We start from the raw sequence: 19,262 nt of genomic DNA on the forward strand, positions 1-19,262 counted from the left end.
GCCCCGGCGCCCGCGCCGGCCCAGCAGGCCGCTCCCGCCGCGCCGGCCGCTCCCGCGGCGCCCGCGGGCGAGGCCGCCGGCACCCCGGTGCTGCTGCCCGCGCTCGGCGAGAGCGTCCAGGAAGGCACCATCACCCGCTGGCTCAAGCAGGTCGGCGACACCGTCGCCGCCGACGAGCCGCTGCTCGAGGTGTCGACGGACAAGGTCGACACCGAGATCCCCGCGCCGGTCGGCGGCGTACTGCTGGCCGTCAACGTGGCCGAGGACGAGACCGTCGAGGTCGGCGCCCAGCTCGCGGTGATCGGTGCGCCGGGTGCGGCTCCGGCCGCTGCCCCGGCTGCCGCGCCGGCAGCTCCGGCTCCGGCGCCCGCCGCGCAGGCACCCGCCCCGGCCCCGGCTCCTGCTCCGACCCCCGCGCCCGCTCCGGCGCCCGCCGCGCAGGCACCCGCCCCGGCTCCGGCTCCGGCCGCTCCCCCGGCGCCCGCGCCGGCCGCGCAGGCTCCCGCGCCGGCCGCCGCCGAGGCCGAGGGCGAAGCCGCGTACGTCACGCCGCTGGTGCGCAAGCTGGCCGCCGAGCACAACGTGGACCTGTCCACCGTGTCCGGCACCGGCATCGGCGGGCGCATCCGCAAGCAGGACGTGCTCGACGCCGCGCGCACCCAGGCCCCGGCTCCGGCACCCGCCGCCGCCCCGGCCGCGGCCGCCAAGCCGGCCACGACCGTCGAGGCGTCGCCGCTGCGCGGCCAGACGGTGCCGATGACGCGCATCCGCAAGGCGATCGCCAAGCACATGGTCGACTCGCTGCAGGTGTCGGCGCAGCTGACCACCGTGGTCGAGGTGGACGTCACCAACATCATGCGGCTGCGCACCAAGGCGAAGAACGACTTCCTGGCGCGCGAGGGCGTGAAGCTCTCGCCGATGCCGTTCTTCGTCAAGGCGGCCGCCGAGGCCCTCAAGGGCCACCCGGTGCTCAACGCGCGCGTCAACGACGACGACACGATCACCTACCACGCGGTGGAGAACATCGGCGTCGCCGTGGACACCGAGCGCGGCCTGATGGTGCCGGTCATCCACGACGCGGGCGACCTGAACATCGCCGGCATCGCCAAGAAGACCGCCGATCTGGCGGCGCGCACCCGCGCCGGGCAGGTCAAGCCGGACGAGCTGGCGGGCGGGACCTTCACGGTCACCAACACCGGCTCGCGCGGCGCCCTGTTCGACACGCCGATCCTCAACCAGCCGCAGGTCGGCATGCTGGGTGTCGGGGCGACGGTGCGCCGCCCGGTCGTGATGCAGTCGGCCGAACTGGGCGAGACGATCGCGATCCGCGACATGGTCTACCTGGCCCTGTCGTACGACCACCGCATCGTCGACGGCGCGGACGCCGCACGATTCCTGACCACGCTCAAGGCCCGCCTGGAAGAAGGCGCGTTCGAGGGCGACCTGGGTCTGTGACCCGGAGCTGAGTGCGCATCACCCGCGAGGGCGGTCCCGGCCACGTGCCGGGGCCGCCCTCGCGGCTTACCCGCCTTCGGTGCCCGGGGATGGCACGATGACGGCATGCGTATCGCCGTCGCCGGTTCGTCGGGGCTCATCGGTGCCCCGCTCGTCCGCGCCCTCCTCGCCGATGGCCACGAGGTCGTGCGGCTGGTCCGCCATGCCCCACAAGCCGCGGACGAGGCCCGCTGGGACCCCAAGGGCGGCATGGTCGACGCCGCCGCCCTGACGGGCACCGACGCGGTGGTGAACCTCGCGGGTGCGGGGGTGGGCGACCGCCGGTGGACGGCCGCCTACAAGCGCGAACTCCGCGATTCGCGGATCCTCGGGACGTCGACGCTCGCCCGCGCGATGGCGGCGATGGACGAGCCCCCGAAAGTGTTCCTGGCCGGCTCCGCGGTCGGCATCTACGGCGACACCGGTGACCGCGTGGTCGACGAGTCCGAGCCGCCCGGCTCCGGGTTCCTGGCCGACTTGTCGGTCGACTGGGAGGCCGCCGCGCGGCCCGCGGTGAAAGCCGGGGTGCGGGTGGCGCATCTGCGCACCGGGCTGGTGGTGACGGCCAAAGGCGGGGCGTTCGGGCCGCTGTTCCGGATCTTCCGGCTGGGCCTCGGCGGACGGCTCGGTTCGGGGCGCCAGTACTGGAGTTTCGTGTCACTGGCCGACGAGGTCTCCGCGATCCGGTTCCTGCTGACCGCGGACGACGTGCGCGGCCCGGTCAACCTCACCGCCCCGCAGCCGCTGACGAACGCCGAGGCCACCAAGGCGATGGGGCGGGCGCTGCACCGTCCGGCGGTGTTCCCGGTACCGGGGTTCGCGCTCCAGGCGGCCTTGGGCGAGTTCGCCGACGACGTGCTCACCGGGCAGCGCGCCGTGCCGCATGTGCTGACCGACGCGGGCTTCACGTTCGCGCATCCGACGTTCGACCTCGCGCTCACCGCGGCCTTGGGCCCGTCGCCCTCGTCGTCCTCGTCGTCCTGATCGTCCTCGTCGTCCTGATCGCGCGGCGCGGAATCCGCGCCGCGCGCCGATCGCGGTGATCGATTCCGCACATTTTCCCGCCGCAATACCGGAGTTCACCGGGACGGACGATCAACTTCCGTTTGCCGTTTGCCAATTCCTGACCGTTTCGGCGCGCTCGGCGGATACTGCGCGCTTTCCGGCGGTTGCGTTGGGTATGAGTCCAGGGCGACCGCGCGGCCGCCCGCGCCGCGCTCCGGGCAACGGGAGGGGAAACCGTGGCCGAGGCACACCACAGCGATGTGATCGTCGTAGGGGCAGGGATCGCCGGACTCAGCGCGGCCCAACGGCTGGCCGAGGCCGGGGTCGACGTGGTGGTGCTGGAAGCCGGCGACCGGCCGGGGGGCCGCGTACGGACCGATGTGGTCGACGGCTTCCGCATCGACAACGGCTTGCAGACCCTGGCGACGGCATATCCGCAGGTCGCGGCCCGGATCGACCTGGCCCGACTGGACCTGCGGGCGTTCGCGCCCGGCGTCCGGGTGCCGGGCGGCGGGGCCGCGCTCGACGGCGTGTGGCACACGGGCGGACGGCGCATCGGAGACATCCGCCGGGTCCGCGGCGCGCTCGGGGCGCTGCGGAGCGGCGGACTTCCGGCCACCGCGGACCGCGCCCGGGTCGCCGCCGCGCTCGGACGCGCGTCGGCGATGCCGGTGGCGCGGATCCTCGCCGCGGCGGACGGGCCCGCCGCGGAGGCCGGGTGGCCACGGGCCTTGCGGCCGCTGCTCACGGCGCTCCTGCACGACCCGGAGCTGGCCTCGTCGCGGCGTTTCGCCGACCTGGAGCTGCGCTCGTATCTGCGCGGCCGTTCCACGGTCCCGGCGCTCGGCATGGGCGCCGTCCCGGAGCAGCTCGCCGCGGCGCTGCCGGCCGGCACGGTGCGCTACGGGGTGCGCGTCACCGCGATCGCCACCGACCGTGTGGCGACCGACGTGGCCGGCGAGATCCGGGCCCGCGCGGTGATCCTGGCGACCGACCCGGCCACCGCCGTCGAGCTGCTCCCGGGCTTGCGGCGCCCGGCGTTCCACCGGCTGACCACGCTGTGGCACGTCGTCCCGGAGGCGCCGACGACGGAGCCGGTGCTGATCGTGGACGGCGACGATCCAGGCCCGCTCAGCCACACGGCGGTGATCAGCGAGATCGCCCCGACGTACTCCCCCGACCGGCGCGCTCTGGTGTGCTCGACGGTGCTGGGGCACGACGGCACCGAGCCTGCCAAGCTCGAACTCGTGGTGCGGGAACGCCTGTCCGCGGTCTACGGCGGGACCGGCCGGGACTGGACGCACCTGACGACCCGCCACCTCCCGGCCGCGGTGCCGATCGTGGAGCCGGGCCACAACTTCCGGCGCCCGGTGCGCGTGCTCGCCGGACTCTATGTGTGCGGCGACCACCGCGACTCCAGTTCGTTGCAAGGCGCACTGGCGTCCGGCCGCCGCGCGGCCCGCTCCGCACTCGCCGACCTGGGCGCGCTGACCGCGTTCGCGGAGGGCGCGCGCCCGGGCGGCAAGGCCCCCGCGGCCTGACCGGCTCGCGACCCGGCCTGTGGGCGGGGAGCGGCACGCCTGCCGCTCCCCCGTCCGGTCACCGGAATGCCGGTCGCCGGACCTGTCCGGTCACCGCGCCGGACGCAGGAACTCCCGCGTGCGTTCGGTGAAGTCGCGGACCGCCGGCGAGTCCCGGTACGGCGACAGCCGCAGCGAGAACTCCCGGACGTAGTCGACCGCGCGGGCCGACCGCAGACCGCCCGCCTGCTCGGTGGCGGCCGCCGACACCTCGCACGCCTGGTCGAGTTCGCCCAGCCCGAGCAGCGCGGTGGCCAGCACCGTGCCGCAGAACAGCCGGCTGCGCGCGTACTCCTCCTCCCGGAGCTTCAACGACCGCTCGGCGAACTCCTTGGCTCTGCGGTGGTCTTCCAGGTCCCGGAAGCAGTGCGCGTGCTCGTCGTGCAGCTGGGCCTCGTCCATGTGCCGGACCCATTCCGGGTCTTCGCCCGGCGGTCCGGCCTGCCCGAACGCCTGCTCGGCGCGCACCAGCGACGCCATGCAGGACCGGCTGTCGGCGAGCAGCCCGTGGCCGCGCGCCTCGACCGCGTGCAGCATGAACCGCACCCGCGGCGAGGCCGCGGCCGTGGTGCCCTGCTGCGCGACCCGGGCGAGTTGCACCGCCTCGCGGCCGTGCCCGAGGTAAATCGCCTGGCGGCTCATGGTGGCCAGCACGTAGGCACCCAACTCCCGGTCGCCCGAGGCTTGGGCGAGCCGCAGCGCCTGCACGAAGTACCGCTGGGCCATGCCGTGGATGCCGATGTCGTACGCCATCCAGCCGACAAGCCGGGTCAACAGCGCTGCCGCGCCGAAGAGTTCGCACCCGACTTCGCCGGCGTACGAACCGCGCAGCATCGTCGCCACCTCGGTGTCGAGATAGCGCACGAGTGCCTGCCGCGCGTGGCCGCCGCCGTAGGTGTTGTCGAGCCGCCGGAACGCTTCGCCGACGGCTCTCACCGCGGACACGTCGCCGAGGCTGACGCGGCCTCCTTCGGCCCGGGCCGGTTGCTCGTCGCCCGCGCCGATGAGCCAGTCACGGCTCGGCACGACCAACGCGCCCGGGGTGAAAGCGGCTTCCACAAGGGCGGGCCGATGCGCGGAATCGGCCTGCCACATGCCGGAGACGATGTCGACGGCTTCGGCGGGACCGGTTGCGTACTCCAGTCCCGCATAGTCGGGACGGCACCCCGCCATGCCGAGGTCCTCGGCACTCAGTTTCCGGGAAAGCCGTTGGGTGAACACTTCCGCCAGCAGTATCGGCACGATGCCCCGTGGGTGCTGGCCGCGCAGCCAACGCGCCACGGAGGTTTTGTCGTACCGCAGGTCGAGACCTTGCTCGGCACCGAGCTGGTCGACCCGGCGGGCGAGGCCGGCGTGCGAGAAACCGGCTTCTTCCACCAGGGAAGCCAGCCGGTGGTTGGGACGCCGTTCGGCCCTGGTCGTCATTCGCTAGTACGCCTCCCGCAGAGGGGATGGGATCGCGCGAGAATTTAGCGACCAAGAACAAGCAGGAATCGCCATTTCGGCGAGAACGACCCTTTCAGGTGATGGCTCCGGTCTTGCGCGCCCAATTCGCGCCACCCAGTGCGCTGGTGCCCTCGGTACCTGCGCTGTTGTGCCATACGGCGCCGTCCGGCAACATGCGCGGCACGCGGTTCCGCCGTCTAGGCTGTGGCCCGCCGGGGGGCATTCCGAAAGCCATATCAAGTCATCATCCAGTCACGTTCAGTCGACGTTATTTCGGGCGGGGGTTGCGGCGTGGGCCGGCACGGTGACCGGGCGGCGGACGGCGGCACGAGCGGCCGGCGCGGGCGTGGGGACGGAACCACCCAAGGGGTGGCGCTGCCGCTCGTCATCGCCGCCGTGGTGTGCTTGCTGGCGACCTCCGGAGTGTGGCTGTTCCGCGGCGGGGACTCGGGCAAGGACAAGACCCCGATCGGCCTCAACGTGCCGAGCGTGACGGTGTCGCAGCCGGAGCCGACCCAGGTGCCCGCCACCGACGCGGCCAGTCCGTCGACGACCGCGACGGCCGCGGCGAGTTCGTCGGCCAAGCCGACGACCAAAGCCCCGACGACCAAGCCTCCGTCGACGACGGCAAAACCGCCGACTTCGGCACCGCCGGTCACGACGGCGCCACCGAAACCGTACGCGGCCTCAAGCAGTGCATTTGCCCGCGACAACGGCTTCGTGGCGGTGACCGTCACCGTGTCGAATCCCAACAACGTGCCCTTGGGCACGTGGACGGTCCGCCTGAGCGGCCGACGGATGAGCGATGCCCAGCTGATCAGCGGCCCGCCCGACGCACGCGGCTCGGACACCGGCGCGGCGGGCACCGGCCCGGTGGCCGGCGGAAGCAGCTTCCGTCTGCTGTTCACGATGCGCTTCCGCGGCGACACGCCGCCCTCGACGATGAGGATCGAGATCAACGGCACCGCCAGCGACGTCTCCATCGACGACGCCTCCGGCTGGTAGGTCCCCCGACGAACCCGTCAAGCCCCTCCCCCAGCCCTGTTTCCGCCCCGCCGTACCCTTGTCCCGTGGCTGACTTGCACTTCGTTCACGCCGGCATCGGCGACCAGGCCGTTCCCTACCAGGACGCGTGGGACGAGCAGCGGCGCGTGCACGCCGCCGTCGTCGCCGGTGAACTGCCGGACACGTGTCTCCTCCTCGAACACCCTCCCGTCTACACCGCCGGGCGTCGCACCGAGGACGCCGAGCGTCCGGTCGACGGCACTCCCGTCGTCGACGTCGACCGCGGCGGCAAGATCACCTGGCACGGCCCCGGCCAGCTGGTCGGCTACCCGATCGTGCGGCTGACCGAGCCGGTCGACGTGGTCGCGCATGTGCGCCGCCTCGAAGAAGCCCTCATCCGCGCCTGCGCCGAATTCGGCCTGGAGACCACCCGGATCGAAGGCCGCAGCGGCGTATGGGTGCTGGGCGACCCGGTGCCCGCCCCGGCTCCGTCCGGCGGTCTGAAGCTGCGGCTCGACGCCCGGATCGCGGCGCCGGACCCGCGGGCCCACCCGGAGTTCGACCCGCGGCTCGCCGGGCCCGAGTACGCGCCGTCCAACGCCGGCCAGCGCGGCGACGACCGCAAGCTCGCGGCGATCGGTGTCCGGGTCTCCCGCAAGGTGACCATGCACGGCTTCGCCCTCAACTGCGACCCCGACATGACGTGGTACGACCGCATCATCCCGTGCGGCATCCGCGACGCGGGCGTCTCGTCGCTCAGCGAGGAGCTGGGCCGCCCGGTGCCGGTCGCCGAGGTGCTGCCGGTCGTGCAGCGGCACATGGCCGAGGTCTTCGCGCCCTTGGGCGTCTGAAGGGAATCTCCGGTCGACCCGGCACGTTGCCGGTTCCGGACGGCCGAAACCCGGGGCGTACCCTGGAGGCACCGCCCGCGCCGAGCCGAACCGGCTACCACTCCGTACAAGGGAGTTCGTGTGTCCGCTGTCGCACCCGACGGCCGCAAGATGCTTCGCCTCGAAGTCCGCAACGCCGAGACCCCCATCGAGCGCAAGCCGTCCTGGATCAAGACCCGCGCGAAGATGGGCCCGGAGTACACCGAGCTGAAGGGCTTGGTGCGCCGCGAAGGCCTGCACACGGTGTGCGAGGAAGCCGGCTGCCCGAACATCTACGAGTGCTGGGAAGACCGCGAGGCGACGTTCCTCATCGGCGGCGACCAGTGCACGCGGCGCTGCGACTTCTGCCAGATCGACACCGGCAAGCCGGCCGAGCTGGACCGCGACGAGCCGCGCCGGGTCGCCGAGTCGGTCCAGGCGATGGGCCTGAAGTACGCGACGGTCACCGGCGTCGCCCGCGACGACTTGCCGGACGGCGGGGCGTGGCTGTACGCCGAGACCACCCGCCAGATCCACACGCTGAACCCGGGCACCGGCGTCGAGCTGCTGATCCCGGACTTCACCGCGCAGCCCGACCAGCTCGCCGAGGTCTTCTCGTCACGCCCCGAGGTGCTCGCGCACAACATCGAGACCGTGCCGCGGATCTTCAAGCGGATCCGCCCCGGCTTCCGGTACGAGCGCTCGCTGCAGGTCATCACCGCGGCGCGGGAGGCCGGCCTGGTCACCAAGTCCAACCTGATCCTCGGCATGGGCGAGGAGCGGGACGAGATCAGCCAGGCGATGCAGGACCTGTTCGACGCGGGCTGCGAGCTGCTGACGATCACCCAGTACCTGCGGCCGACGGTGCGCCACCACCCGGTGGAGCGGTGGGTCAAGCCGGAGGAGTTCGTCGGGCTCAAGGAGGAGGCCGAGGACATCGGCTTCGCCGGGGTCATGTCCGGACCGCTGGTCCGCTCGTCGTACCGCGCGGGGCGGCTGTACCGCCAGGCGCTGGACCGGCGCGAAACCGGCGCGACGGCGCACGCCTGAGGCGCGCGCGAGGGGCGTGCGCGGATTTCGCGCGGCGGCATCCGGCTGGTCTTCGTGAGCCGAACGACCGAATCCGCAAAAGGCGCGTTTCAGTTGTTCACGATGGTTTGACCCTTAGGTCATGCCCTGGTAACACAGGGTGGCGAGGGTGGAACGCACCGCGCCAGACGCCTTCACACACCTATCCGGACCCGGTTCCCGGGCCGGTGACAGGGGGACAGCAGCCATGCAGGTCGGCAAGGTCGGAGACGTTCCGTTCGGCCGGATCGCCCGCGGCAACGCCGCCGCGGTGCGGGATGCGATCGAGCGGGGGGCGTCGGCCCGGAAGGCCACCGTGGGGGCGGTGCTGCGTACCGTCGAATCGTTGTTCTTGTTCCAGGGCGGCCAGCGCACCGCGCGGCGCAACGCGTGGGATGCGGTGTGCGACGACCGCCGCCGGGCCCGCGCCCGCGCCGAGGCGACGGACCTGTTGGAACGGCTCGCGAACGAGGCGCCCGCGCCCCGCGTGAGCACCGTCCGGGTCTGACCTCCGGGGCCGCCGTATTCAGGCGGCCCCGCCCTCGCCGAACCCGGGACGCGCCTGGGTATCCTGTGCGCATGGCGAGCAAGGAATCATCGGAGAAGAGCGGCCGGCTTCAGCAGATCCGGCTCGCCTACCAGATGACAAGGAAGTCCGACTCGAAGGTCGGACTGGTCGTGGCGGCGTGGGGCCTGGGCGTCCTCGGGGTGTTCCTGGCGATCGGCTTCCTGATCGACCACCCCATCATCCTCGGCATCCTCGGCTTCCTCTTCGGCATCGTCGCGGCGGCGTTCGTCTTCGGGCGGCGCGCCGAGAAGGCGGTGCTGGGGCAGATGGAAGGCACTCCGGGTGCCGCGGCGGCGGTGCTGCAGTCCCTGCGCCGCGGCTGGGCCGTGACGCCGACGGTGGCCGTCACCCGCAACCAGGACGTCGTGCACCGGGCCGTCGGCCAGGCCGGGATCGTGCTGGTGGGCGAGGGCCAGCCGAGCCGGGTGGCGAACCTGCTGGCGGCCGAGAAGCGCAAGATGTCGCGCGTCGCCGAAGGCGTCGTGGTGACCGACATCATCGTCGGCGACGACGAGGGCCAGGTGCCGCTGCGCAAGCTCCAAGGCCACATGATGAAGCTGCCGCGCACCATGTCGAAGGCCCAGGTCGGCACGGTCAACGACCGGCTGCGGGCGCTCGGCGGGCTGCTCGACAACATGCCGGTGCCGAAGGGCCCGATGCCGAAGAACGCGCGCATGCCGCGCGGTCCGCGCCGCTGACCCGGTCCTTCCGAGATTCACCCCACCCACGCAACGGCGGTGGCGTACGGCCCCTGCGGGCCGCGGCGCCACCGCCGTTCTTCGTGCTACGTGCGGTCAGGCCCGGATCACCGCGGTGCCGACCGCCTTGTCGTGCAGGCCGCGGCCGTCGCGGTCCCATATCGCCGCCGGGAAGACCATGCAGAGCAGCAGCGTGCGCAGCACGACGGCGAGCGGGGTCAGGTACGGGCGGGTGACGGAGACCACGCGGAGGCCCGTGATGCGCTTGCCGACGGTGTAGCCGAGGGTGCTGACCAGCAGCAGGTTCTCCGCGGCGAACACGGCGAGCGTGCCGAAGCTGGTGCCGGTCGCGTTGAGCTGCCCGTGGCCGAGGAACGCGAGGGCGATCACATAGGAGAGCCCCCAGTCGATCGCCAGGGCGCCGAGGCGGCGGCCGGTGGAGGCGAGCGAACCGGGGCCGTCCTCCGGAAGGCCCAGTCGCTTGCCGCTGTACCCGAAGTCGTCGGGCTCGGGGGCGGGGGTGCTCGCCGGGCGCGGCCGGGCGGGCTTCGCCCCGCTCTGGGGAGCGGGCTGGGGTGCGGCGGTCCCGCGTCGTTTCCTGTCCACCCCACCAAGGTAGATGAGTGACGTGGGCTACATCCCCACCGGGGCAAACGTGCAGGATGCGGCAAGATCCGTCCGGTGGCAACCGTAGTGGCCCGATTGGGCGACCGCGTAACTTGTGTGAAACATTCGGGACACCGGCGGGAAACCGCCTCGTCCTACCTTCGGGACCAGTGGCCAGCGGGGAGAAGGGCCGCCCCCGAGAACGAGAAGCTACCCGAGCCCGGAGCCGGGTCGAGGAGGCATGGATGTTCAACAACGCCGACGAGGTGTCGCGGTACATCACCGACAACGACGTGAAGTTCGTCGATGTCCGGTTCTGCGACCTGCCTGGCGTCATGCAGCACTTCACGATCCCGGCCGAGATCTTCGAGCCGGCGGAGACGCTCGCGTTCGACGGCTCTTCGATCCGTGGCTTCCAGGCGATCCACGAGTCCGACATGGCCCTGCGCCCGGACCTGTCGACGGCGCGGATGGACCCGTTCCGCAAGGACAAGACGCTCAACATCAACTTCTTCATCCACGACCCGCTCACGGATGAGGAGTACAGCCGCGACCCGCGCAACGTCGCGAAGAAGGCCGAGCGCTACCTGGCCGGCACCGGCCTCGCGGACACCGCGTTCTTCGGCCCCGAGGCCGAGTTCTACGTGTTCGACGACGTGCGTTTCGAGACGAACCAGCACGAGTCGTACTACCACATCGACTCGGTCGCGGGCGCCTGGAACACCGGCCGCGTCGAGCAGGGCGGCAACCGCGGTTACAAGGTCCGCTACAAGGGCGGCTACTTCCCGGCCCCGCCGGTCGACCACTTCGCCGACCTGCGCGCCGAGATCTCCCTCGAGCTGGCCGCCGCGGGCCTCGAGGTCGAGCGCCAGCACCACGAGGTCGGCACCGCCGGCCAGGCCGAGATCAACTACAAGTTCAACACCCTGCTGGGTGCGGCCGACGACCTGATGCTCTTCAAGTACATCGTGAAGAACGTCGCGTGGCGCAACGGCAAGACCGCGACCTTCATGCCGAAGCCGATCTTCGGCGACAACGGCTCGGGCATGCACTGCCACCAGTCGCTGTGGAAGGACGGCGCGCCGCTGTTCTACGACGAGGTCGGCTACGCGGGCCTGTCGGACATGGCGCGCTACTACATCGGCGGTCTGCTGAAGCACGCCCCGTCGCTGCTCGCCTTCACGAACCCGACGATCAACTCGTACCACCGCCTGGTCCCGGGCTTCGAGGCGCCGGTCAACCTGGTCTACTCGCAGCGCAACCGCTCGGCGTGCATCCGCATCCCGATCACGGGTTCGAACCCGAAGGCCAAGCGCATCGAGTTCCGCGTGCCGGACCCGTCGTCGAACCCGTACCTGGCCTTCTCCGCGATGCTGATGGCGGGCCTGGACGGCATCAAGAACAAGATCGAGCCGCTGGAGCCGGTCGACAAGGACCTGTACGAGCTGGCGCCCGAGGAGCACTCGGCCGTTCCGCAGGTCCCGGGCTCGCTCCCCGAGGTGCTGAACGCGCTCGAGGCCGACCACGAGTACCTCCTCGAGGGCGGCGTGTTCACCCAGGACCTCATCGAGACCTGGGTCGACTACAAGCGCACCAACGAGGTCGACCCGATCCGCCTGCGCCCGCACCCGCACGAGTTCGAGATGTACTTCGACCTCTGATCGGCCCGCTCACCCGCTGAGCCCGCCGCACTCGAAAGCCCCCGCCATGACGCGCTCTGGCGGGGGCTTTCGGCGTTCCGGACCTGCCGGGTGCGGTCGCCAGAGGCGGGACGCGTCAGCGCGCCCGGCCCCGGGGCTTCAGCGGCGTCGCCGGGAGGGACGGGGCGTCCAGGCGGGGGGCGTGGTAGCCGTGGACGGTGCCGAAGCGTTCGTCGGCCTGCCACTGCCGGCGGGCCTCCGCGATCTCGTCGTGGGTGCGGCCGACGAAGTTCCACCACATGACGATCTCTTCGTCGAACGGCTCGCCGCCGATGAGGACCACGTTGGCGGCCGCGTCGGCGTGCAGGCGGAGGTCGGTGCGTCCGCTGCCGAGGTAGAGGAGCGAGCCGACCGGGAGGGCGACGCCGTCGACGACCGCGCCGGGTTCGTTGGCGATGGCGGCGTACTCGAAGTCGCGGTTCAGCGGGATGCGGACGTCGGCGCCCGCGGCGAGGGTCAGGTCGGCGCCGGCCAGCGGCGTGTAGGCGGTGCCCGGCGACGAGGCGCCGTCGAACTCGCCCATGATGACCGTGCCGTCGAGCCCGGCCGCGGAGAACGTCGGCAGTTCGGTGTGGTGCTCCCAGGCGGGCGCCGTGTTGCGGTGCGCGTCCGGCAGCGCGACCCACAGTTGGACGCCGTGCAGGAACGTCGGGTGCGGGTCCGGGGACTCCTCGGAGTGGGCGATGCCGTGGCCGGACGTCATCAGGCCGAGGTGGCCGGGCAGGACGTGGGCCAGGCTGCCGACGCTGTCGCGGTGCAGGACTTCGCCCTGACGCAGCCACGACACGGTCTGGAGGCCCATGTGCGGGTGCGGCGCGACTTGCATGCCTTCCTGGCCTGCGACGTCGTCGGGGCCGTACTGGTCGGCGAAGCACCAGGCGCCGACCATGCGACGGCCGAGGGTGGGCAGGACGCGCCGGACGGGGTGCCCGGTGCCCAGGCTCACCTCGCGGCCGGCGATCAGTTCGTGGACGGGCTCCGCGGAGACGCCGTCGCGGCCGCCGCAGACCCGGACGGCGGGATGGGTGTCGAGGTCGCTCATGGCGCAACCGTAACCTCGACGGTCGGTGCCGCGGCGAACGTCTCGCCGCCGACCACGCGGAGCAGTTCGAGCTGCGCCGCGTACGGCGAACCCGGCGGCGGCGTGAAGATCAGCAGCTGCTGGTCCTCGCTCGGCGTGAGCAGGCGTTCGAGCCCGAGGTCGACGAGTCCGACGACGGGGTGCAGGACGCGCATGCGGCTGCTGCGCCGCACCCCGACCTCGTGCCGGTCCCACAGCACGGCGAACTCCGGGCTGGCCGCGCGCAGCCGGGCGACCAGCCGGGTACTGGCCGGGTCGTAGGACCTGCGGGCCACGGCAGCGCGCAGGTCGGCGACCTGGATCCGGGCCTGGTGCTCGTGGTCGTCGGCCGGGTAGGCGGCCCGGACCGCGGGGTCGGTGAACCACCGCCACACGACGTTGCGGCCGTGCTCGGAGACCGTGCAGACGCCGCCGAACAGCTCCCGCGCGAGGGTGTTCTGGGCGAGCAGGTCGCCGAGGTCGCTGAGGATCTGCGCGGGCGTGTCCTCGATGCGGTCGAGGAGGTGCCGCAGCGCCGGGCTGATGGTCTCGCCCGCGTGCCGTCCGGCGGGCGGGCGGTGCCCGGCGAGCAGGTAGAGGTGGTCGCGCTCGTCGTCGTTGAGCCGCAGCGCGCGGGCGAGCGCGCCGAGCATCTGGGTGGACGGCTGCGGGCTGCGGGCCTGTTCGAGGCGCATGTAGTAGTCCGGGGACATACCGGCGAGCGCGGTGACTTCTTCGCGGCGCAGCCCGGGGGTGCGGCGGCGGCTGCCTTCCGGGAGCCCCACGTCGGCGGGGCGGAGGCGTTCGCGGGAGCGGCGCAGAAAGTCGGCCAGCTCGCGGCGGTCCATGTCCATGCCCATGATGGTGCGCCCTCCCGGAGGCGGTAACCAGGGACCCGCGATCCTAGCCAGCGCGGTCCTCTCCCCCACCGGGTCAAGGGCTGGCACGGTCGTGGTGTTCCCGACAGCGAAGCGGACGGGGCGAGCCCGCCCCGTCCCGATGATTTAACTACACGGTTCAGTCATTTCTCAATACTGAACGGTGTGGTTCAGTCACCGCACCCCCAAGGAGATCCCATGCCCGCCGTCGTCCGTTTCGCCGCCCACGGTCCCGCCGACGTCCTCGCCGTCGCCGACGCCCCGCTCCCCCAGCCCGGCCCGCGCCAGGTCCGCATCCGGGTGCGTGCCGTGGGGGTCAACCCGCTCGACTGGAAGATCCGCGCGGGCCTGCTCGCCGCGGTGTTCCCCGTGGAGCTGCCGCACGTGCCCGGCCAGGACGTCGCGGGCGTCGTCGACGCGGTCGGCGCCGACGTGACCGAGTGGGCCGTCGGCGACCCGGTGTTCGGCATGGGCACCGCCACGTACGCGGAGTACGCCCTGGCCGGCGCCGACCGCCTGGCCCGCAAGCCCGACACCCTCCCGTGGGACCTCGCCGGCGCGCTGCCGACCGCCGCGGACGCCGCGTTCCGTGCGCTCGCCGAGGTCAAGGCGCAGGCGGGCGACACCGTGCTGGTGCACGCCGCCGCGGGCGGCGTGGGCACCCTCGCCCTCCAGTTCGCGCGGGCCGAGGGCATCCGCGTCATCGGCACCGCGAGCGACGCCAACCACGCCTACGTGCGCGGGCTGGGCGCCGAGCCGGTCGTGTACGGCGCGGGCCTTGCCGACCGGGTCCGGGCCCTGGCGCCGTCCGGCGTGGACGCCGCGGTGGACCTGGTCGGCGGCGGCGTGGTCGGCGTCTCGGTCGCACTGACCGGCGACCCGGCGCGCGTGGTGAGCATCGTCGACCCGGTGGACGCGGGGGCGCACGGCGTCCGGTTCTCCAGCGGGCACGACGGCGAGGACTACCTGCGGCAGGCGCTGGAGCGCGCCGCGGAGCTGCACGCCGAGGGACGCCTGACGGTGCCGCTCGCGGGCGTCTACCCGCTCGCCGACGCGGCCGCCGCACACCGGGCGAGCGAGACGGGACACGTCCGCGGCAAGCTCGTTCTGACGGCGGCCTGACCGCCTCCGGCAGTACCGCGCACGGGGGCCCGCAGCACGCATGCGGGTCCCCGGCCTGCCGCTTCCCCCGCCCGGGCTCATCTCCCGGAGGTACACGCCGCGGGCGGAACCCTCCCTGCGGGTGAGGAGGGCAGGCGCCCTCTCTGGCAGACTTGGACTCTATGGGGGAAACACCGACCCAGGAGCGTCCGCTGCCCACGCCGTCCCCGAAATCGCGTGCGGCGCAGCTCCGTACGTATATGCGCACACCGCGCCGCCCGCGCTTCGTCGTCGAACTGGCGCTGGTCGCCCTCAGCTACTGGGTCTACTCCCTCATTCGCAACGCGGTGCCGAATCGCGAGTCGCTGGCGATCCAACGGGCGTGGGACCTTCTCGACTTCGAGAAGTGGCTGCACATCGACGTCGAGCACTCGATCAACCACGCGGTCAACAGCGTGACCTGGCTGATCGTCTGCATGAACTACTACTACGCCACGCTGCACTTCATCGTGACCATCGGCGTGCTCGTGTGGTTGTTCCACTGGCATCCCGGGCGATATCGGGCAGTTCGCACCGTCCTGTTCCTCACGACCGGACTGGCGCTGTTCGGCTACTTCTTCTACGCGCTGGCTCCGCCGCGCCTGCTGCCCGGCGGCGACTTCATCGACACGGTGCTGGTGCACCACACATGGGGCTCGCTCGCGTCCGGTGACATGAAGAGCGTGTCCAACCAGTACGCCGCGATGCCGTCGATGCACATCGGCTGGTCGACGTGGTGCGCGCTCGCGATCTGGAAGTTCGCGAGGCCGATGTGGGTGCGGGTGCTCGGGCTCATCTACCCGCTGTTCACGCTGGTCGTCATCATGGCGACCGGCAACCACTTCCTGCTCGACGCCGTCGGCGGGTGGATCACGCTGGCCGCCGGGTTCGGCATCCAGTGCCTGGTCAACGGGCGCTCCGCGTACAAGTTCCCACGCTACCCGCCGGATGATCCGCGGTCGCGCGAGAAACTCGACGAACCGCCCGGCGGTCAGCGCGAACCGGCCGGCGCCTCGTCGACCTCGCCGTAGAACACCCGGTCGACCACGGCGCGGGCGTGCCGGGTGATGCGCCGGTAGTCCTCGATGACGGTGCCCGCGCCGACCGCGCCGTCGCCCGTGCCGCGGTAGCCGAGCAGGCGTCCGACTCCGGCGAGTTCCCGCACGTCCGAGGGGAACGTGTCGGACGGGCGGCCGCGCACGACCATCACCGCGTTGCGCACCCGGGTGGCTTCCAGCCAGGCCTCGTCGAGGACCTTGGCGTCCTGCGCGTCCAGCACGCCGGCTTCGGCCGCCGCGGCGAGCGCGTCGCGGGTGCCGGTGGTCCGCAGTTCCGGGATGGCGTGGCCGTGCTGCATCTGGAGGAGCTGGGCGACCCATTCCACGTCGGCGAGGCCGCCGCGGCCCAGCTTGGTGTTGGTGGTCGGGTCGGCGCCGCGCGGGAGGCGTTCGGCTTCGATCCGGGCCTTCATGCGCCGGATCTCGCGGACGTCGGCGTCGGTGAGCCCGTGCTCCGGCCAGCGCAGCGGCGCGATCATCTCGAGGAAGCGTGCGCCGAGGTCGGCGTCCCCGGCGACCGGCGCGGCGCGCAGCAGCGCCTGGCTCTCCCACAGCTTCGACCAGCGCTCGTAGTAGGCGCGGTACGACGCGAGGGTGCGCACCAGCGGCCCTTGGCGGCCTTCCGGCCGGAGGTCGGCGTCGACGACCAGCGGCGGATCGGTCGCGGGGAGTTGGAGGAGGCGACGCATCTCGTTGACGATGGCGTGCGCCTGCTTGGCGGCGGCGGTTTCGTCGACGCCTTCCACGGGCTCGTGGACGAACAGCACGTCGGCGTCGCTCGCGTAACCCTGCTCGTGGCCGCCGAAGCGGCCCATCGCGATGACCGCGAGGCGGGTGCCGACGGCGGTGCCGGTGTCGCGGGCGTAGCCGTCGGCGGCGGCGCGCAGGGCGCCGCTGAGCGTGACCGCGGTGACGTCCGACAGGGCGCGGCCGACCGCGTCCACGTCGAGGTGGCCGAGCACGTCGGCCGCGACGATCCGGAAGAGTTCGCGGCGCCGGACGCTCCGCGCGATCTGCACGGCGACCTCGGCGCTGGGCGCGCGCCCGACCGCGGCCTGGACCTCCGCTTCCAGCGCGGCGCGTGAGCGCGGCCGCAGCCCGTCCGGGTCGCCGAGCAGCGCGACCGCCTCGGGGGCGCGCAGCAGCAGGTCGGGGGCGAGTCGGCCGGAGGCGAGGACGCGCGCCATGTTCTCCGCGGCCGCGCCGCCCGCCGAGCCCGCGCCCGAGTCGCGCAGCAGCCGCAGGTACCAGTGGGTGTTGCCGAGCGCGTCGGACACCTGGCGGAACGCCAGCAGGCCCGCGTCGGGGTCGGCGGAGTCGGCGAACCAGCCGAGCATGACCGGCAGCAGGGTGCGCTGGATCGCGGCGCGGCGGCTGACGCCCGAGGCCAGCGCTTCGAGGTGGCGCAGCGCGCCGGCCGGGTCGGCGTAGCCGAGGGCTTCGAAGCGCTGCGCGGCGGCCGTCGGGGTCAGCCGGGTCTCGCCGGGCTGGAGGCGGGCGACGGCGTCGAGGAGCGGCCGGTAGAAGAGCTTCTCGTGGAGGCGCCGCACTTCGTGCTGGGTGCGCCGCCAGGTGGCTTCGAGTTCGCCGACCGGGTTGCTGCGGTACCCGAGCGACCGGCCGAGGCGGCGCAGGTCGGCGGGGTCGGTGGGCAGCAGGTGGGTGCGGCGCAGCCGGAACAGCTGGATGCGGTGTTCGAGCAGGCGCAGGAAGCGGTACGCCTCGTCGAGCGAGGCGCCGTCGGCGCGGCCCACGTAGCCTTCCGTGGACAGCGCGCCGAGCGCGTGGAGGGTCGAGCCGCTGCGCAGCGAGGGGTCGGCGCGGCCGTGCACGAGCTGGAGGAGCTGGACGGCGAATTCGATGTCGCGCAGGCCGCCGGGCCCGAGCTTGAGTTCGCGTTCGACTTCGCCGTGCGGGATGGAGTCGACGACGCGGCGGCGCATGGCCTGGACGTCGGGCACGAAGTTGTCGCGTTGCGCGGCGGTCCACACGAGCGGGGCGATGCTGTCGGCGTAGCGCTTGCCGAGGGCGAGGTCGCCGGCCACGGGGCGGGCCTTGAGGAGGGCTTGGAACTCCCAGGTCTTGGCCCAGCGCTCGTAGTACGCCATATGGCTGGCGAGGGTGCGGACGAGCGGCCCGTTGCGGCCTTCCGGGCGCAGGTTGGCGTCGACCGGCCAGATGCTGCCTTCCCGGGTGGTCGCGGAGCAGGCCCGCATCAGGGCGGCGGCGAGGCGGCCGGCGGCGGCGAGGGCGGGGCCTTCGTCGACGCCGGGCGGTGCTTCGGCGACGAAGACGACGTCGACGTCGCTGACGTAGTTGAGCTCGCGGCCGCCGCATTTGCCCATGCCGATGACGGCGAGGCGGCATTGCGCGGCGTCGGCGGGGTGATCGCGGCGGGAGATGTCGAGGGCCGCGTCGAGCGTGGCGCCGGCCAGATCCGCGAGTTCCGCCGCGACCTGGGCGACGTCGGCGGTGCCGCAGACGTCGCGGGCGGCGATGGAGAGCAGGCAGCGGCGGTACGCGACGCGCAGCGTGTCGAGCGCCTCTTCGCCGGTCGGCGCGCCGTGCGCGCGGTCCTCGAGTGCGGCGGCGAGGGTGCGCCGGAAGTACTCGGGAGTGGGGTGCGCGTCCTGGACGTCGTAGGTGACGAGGGTGCGCCAGTCCTCGGGGTGGCGCGCGAGGTGGTCGCCGAGCGCGGCGCTGACGCCGAGCACACCGAGGAGCCGGTCGCGCAGCGGTTTCGCGGAGGCCAGCGTGGACAGCAGCACCGCGCGGTCGTCGGCGGCTTCGGCCAGCCGGACGAGGCCGAGCAGGGCCAGGTCGGGGTCGGCGGTCGCGGACAGCGCTTCGAGGAGGAGCGGGTCTTCGCGTATTCCGGCGAGGGCGGGGTCCTCGAGCCGGCGGGCGGCCGCCGCGGCGTCGGTGAAACCCAGCCTGACCAGGCGTGCGGTCGAGACGCCCCCGGATCCCGGGTCCCAAGTGGTCACCAGGCGAGCGTATCCGCGGAGCCGCCGCGGCCCAACAGGCGACCCGCCGTCCGGGCGCACGTACGGCCGCCGGAGGGAAGCCCCCGGCGGCCGTACGGCT

At 72.8% G+C, this 19,262-nt stretch carries 16 protein-coding genes; 11 read left to right on the forward strand and 5 right to left on the reverse strand.

The features are described 5' to 3' along the window. The 3 genes from sucB to ACPA54_RS27675 all read left to right on the forward strand — a co-directional run. Nucleotides 1-1,455: 2-oxoglutarate dehydrogenase, E2 component, dihydrolipoamide succinyltransferase (sucB, locus tag ACPA54_RS27665; protein ID WP_423534106.1), on the forward strand; the 1,455-nt coding region annotated here is incomplete at its 5' end. 105 nt (nucleotides 1,456-1,560) lie between these two features. Further along, complete coding sequence (locus ACPA54_RS27670) at nucleotides 1,561-2,478, forward strand: TIGR01777 family oxidoreductase (protein ID WP_423534107.1); 918 nt, start codon at nucleotides 1,561-1,563, stop codon at nucleotides 2,476-2,478. A 257-nt stretch (nucleotides 2,479-2,735) separates the two neighbouring features. Next, nucleotides 2,736-4,040, forward strand: coding sequence for an NAD(P)/FAD-dependent oxidoreductase (locus tag ACPA54_RS27675; RefSeq protein WP_423534108.1), 1,305 nt, complete (start codon nucleotides 2,736-2,738; stop codon nucleotides 4,038-4,040). 90 nt (nucleotides 4,041-4,130) lie between these two features. On the opposite strand, the gene ACPA54_RS27680 is transcribed toward ACPA54_RS27675, so the two are convergent. After that, on the reverse strand, nucleotides 4,131-5,504 hold the full coding sequence (locus ACPA54_RS27680; RefSeq protein WP_345679379.1) for an NsdA family TPR-like regulatory protein: 1,374 nt from the start codon (nucleotides 5,502-5,504) through the stop codon (nucleotides 4,131-4,133). 390 nt (nucleotides 5,505-5,894) lie between these two features. On the opposite strand from ACPA54_RS27680, the gene ACPA54_RS27685 reads away from it, so the two are divergent. The 5 genes from ACPA54_RS27685 (at nucleotide 5,895) to ACPA54_RS27705 (ending at nucleotide 9,733) form a co-directional block, all read left to right on the forward strand. Then, a complete protein-coding gene (locus ACPA54_RS27685) occupies nucleotides 5,895-6,530 on the forward strand; it encodes a hypothetical protein (RefSeq protein WP_423534109.1) in 636 nt (211 codons plus the stop codon). Between the two features lie 65 nt (nucleotides 6,531-6,595). Then, nucleotides 6,596-7,381, forward strand: a complete 786-nt coding sequence (gene lipB, locus ACPA54_RS27690) for a lipoyl(octanoyl) transferase LipB (protein WP_423534110.1) — start codon at nucleotides 6,596-6,598, stop codon at nucleotides 7,379-7,381. Between the two features lie 120 nt (nucleotides 7,382-7,501). Next, nucleotides 7,502-8,449 (forward strand): lipoyl synthase, encoded by a 948-nt coding sequence (gene lipA, locus ACPA54_RS27695; protein WP_345679376.1) that lies wholly within the window; start codon nucleotides 7,502-7,504, stop codon nucleotides 8,447-8,449. Nucleotides 8,450-8,750: 301 nt separating this feature from the next. Beyond that, nucleotides 8,751-8,975 carry a hypothetical protein gene (locus tag ACPA54_RS27700; protein WP_345679390.1) on the forward strand — a complete coding sequence of 75 codons (225 nt, stop codon included), beginning with the start codon at nucleotides 8,751-8,753 and terminating at the stop codon, nucleotides 8,973-8,975. A gap of 71 nt (nucleotides 8,976-9,046) precedes the next feature. Continuing rightward, nucleotides 9,047-9,733: a DUF4191 domain-containing protein gene (locus ACPA54_RS27705; RefSeq protein ID WP_423534111.1), complete on the forward strand. Its 687-nt coding sequence runs from the start codon at nucleotides 9,047-9,049 to the stop codon at nucleotides 9,731-9,733. A gap of 96 nt (nucleotides 9,734-9,829) precedes the next feature. On the opposite strand, the gene ACPA54_RS27710 is transcribed toward ACPA54_RS27705, so the two are convergent. Beyond that, a complete protein-coding gene (locus ACPA54_RS27710; RefSeq protein WP_423534112.1) occupies nucleotides 9,830-10,339 on the reverse strand; it encodes an RDD family protein in 510 nt (169 codons plus the stop codon). 245 nt (nucleotides 10,340-10,584) lie between these two features. On the opposite strand from ACPA54_RS27710, the gene glnA reads away from it, so the two are divergent. Continuing rightward, nucleotides 10,585-12,000, forward strand: coding sequence for a type I glutamate--ammonia ligase (gene glnA, locus ACPA54_RS27715; protein ID WP_423534113.1), 1,416 nt, complete (start codon nucleotides 10,585-10,587; stop codon nucleotides 11,998-12,000). A gap of 115 nt (nucleotides 12,001-12,115) precedes the next feature. On the opposite strand, the gene ACPA54_RS27720 is transcribed toward glnA, so the two are convergent. Together ACPA54_RS27720 and ACPA54_RS27725 are read right to left on the reverse strand one after the other, a co-directional pair. Further along, nucleotides 12,116-13,081: a pirin family protein gene (locus ACPA54_RS27720; RefSeq protein ID WP_423534114.1), complete on the reverse strand. Its 966-nt coding sequence runs from the start codon at nucleotides 13,079-13,081 to the stop codon at nucleotides 12,116-12,118. After that, on the reverse strand, nucleotides 13,078-13,953 hold the full coding sequence (locus ACPA54_RS27725; protein ID WP_423534115.1) for a helix-turn-helix transcriptional regulator: 876 nt from the start codon (nucleotides 13,951-13,953) through the stop codon (nucleotides 13,078-13,080). The genes ACPA54_RS27720 and ACPA54_RS27725 overlap by 4 nt, the downstream gene beginning before the upstream one ends. A gap of 222 nt (nucleotides 13,954-14,175) precedes the next feature. Between ACPA54_RS27725 and ACPA54_RS27730 the strand changes: the two genes are divergently transcribed. Together ACPA54_RS27730 and ACPA54_RS27735 are read left to right on the forward strand one after the other, a co-directional pair. After that, nucleotides 14,176-15,099, forward strand: a complete 924-nt coding sequence (locus ACPA54_RS27730) for an NADP-dependent oxidoreductase (protein WP_423534116.1) — start codon at nucleotides 14,176-14,178, stop codon at nucleotides 15,097-15,099. 161 nt (nucleotides 15,100-15,260) lie between these two features. Further along, nucleotides 15,261-16,148, forward strand: coding sequence for a phosphatase PAP2 family protein (locus ACPA54_RS27735; RefSeq protein ID WP_423534117.1), 888 nt, complete (start codon nucleotides 15,261-15,263; stop codon nucleotides 16,146-16,148). Here ACPA54_RS27735 and ACPA54_RS27740 read toward each other — a convergent pair. Continuing rightward, a complete protein-coding gene (locus ACPA54_RS27740; RefSeq protein ID WP_423534118.1) occupies nucleotides 16,109-19,162 on the reverse strand; it encodes a bifunctional [glutamine synthetase] adenylyltransferase/[glutamine synthetase]-adenylyl-L-tyrosine phosphorylase in 3,054 nt (1,017 codons plus the stop codon). The two genes, ACPA54_RS27735 and ACPA54_RS27740, sit on opposite strands and share 40 nt — an antisense overlap. Nucleotides 19,163-19,262 lie beyond the last annotated feature (100 nt).

The sequence above is a fragment of the Uniformispora flossi genome (genome assembly GCF_049534875.1).
Classification (GTDB): domain Bacteria; phylum Actinomycetota; class Actinomycetes; order Streptomycetales; family Streptomycetaceae; genus Yinghuangia; species Yinghuangia aomiensis.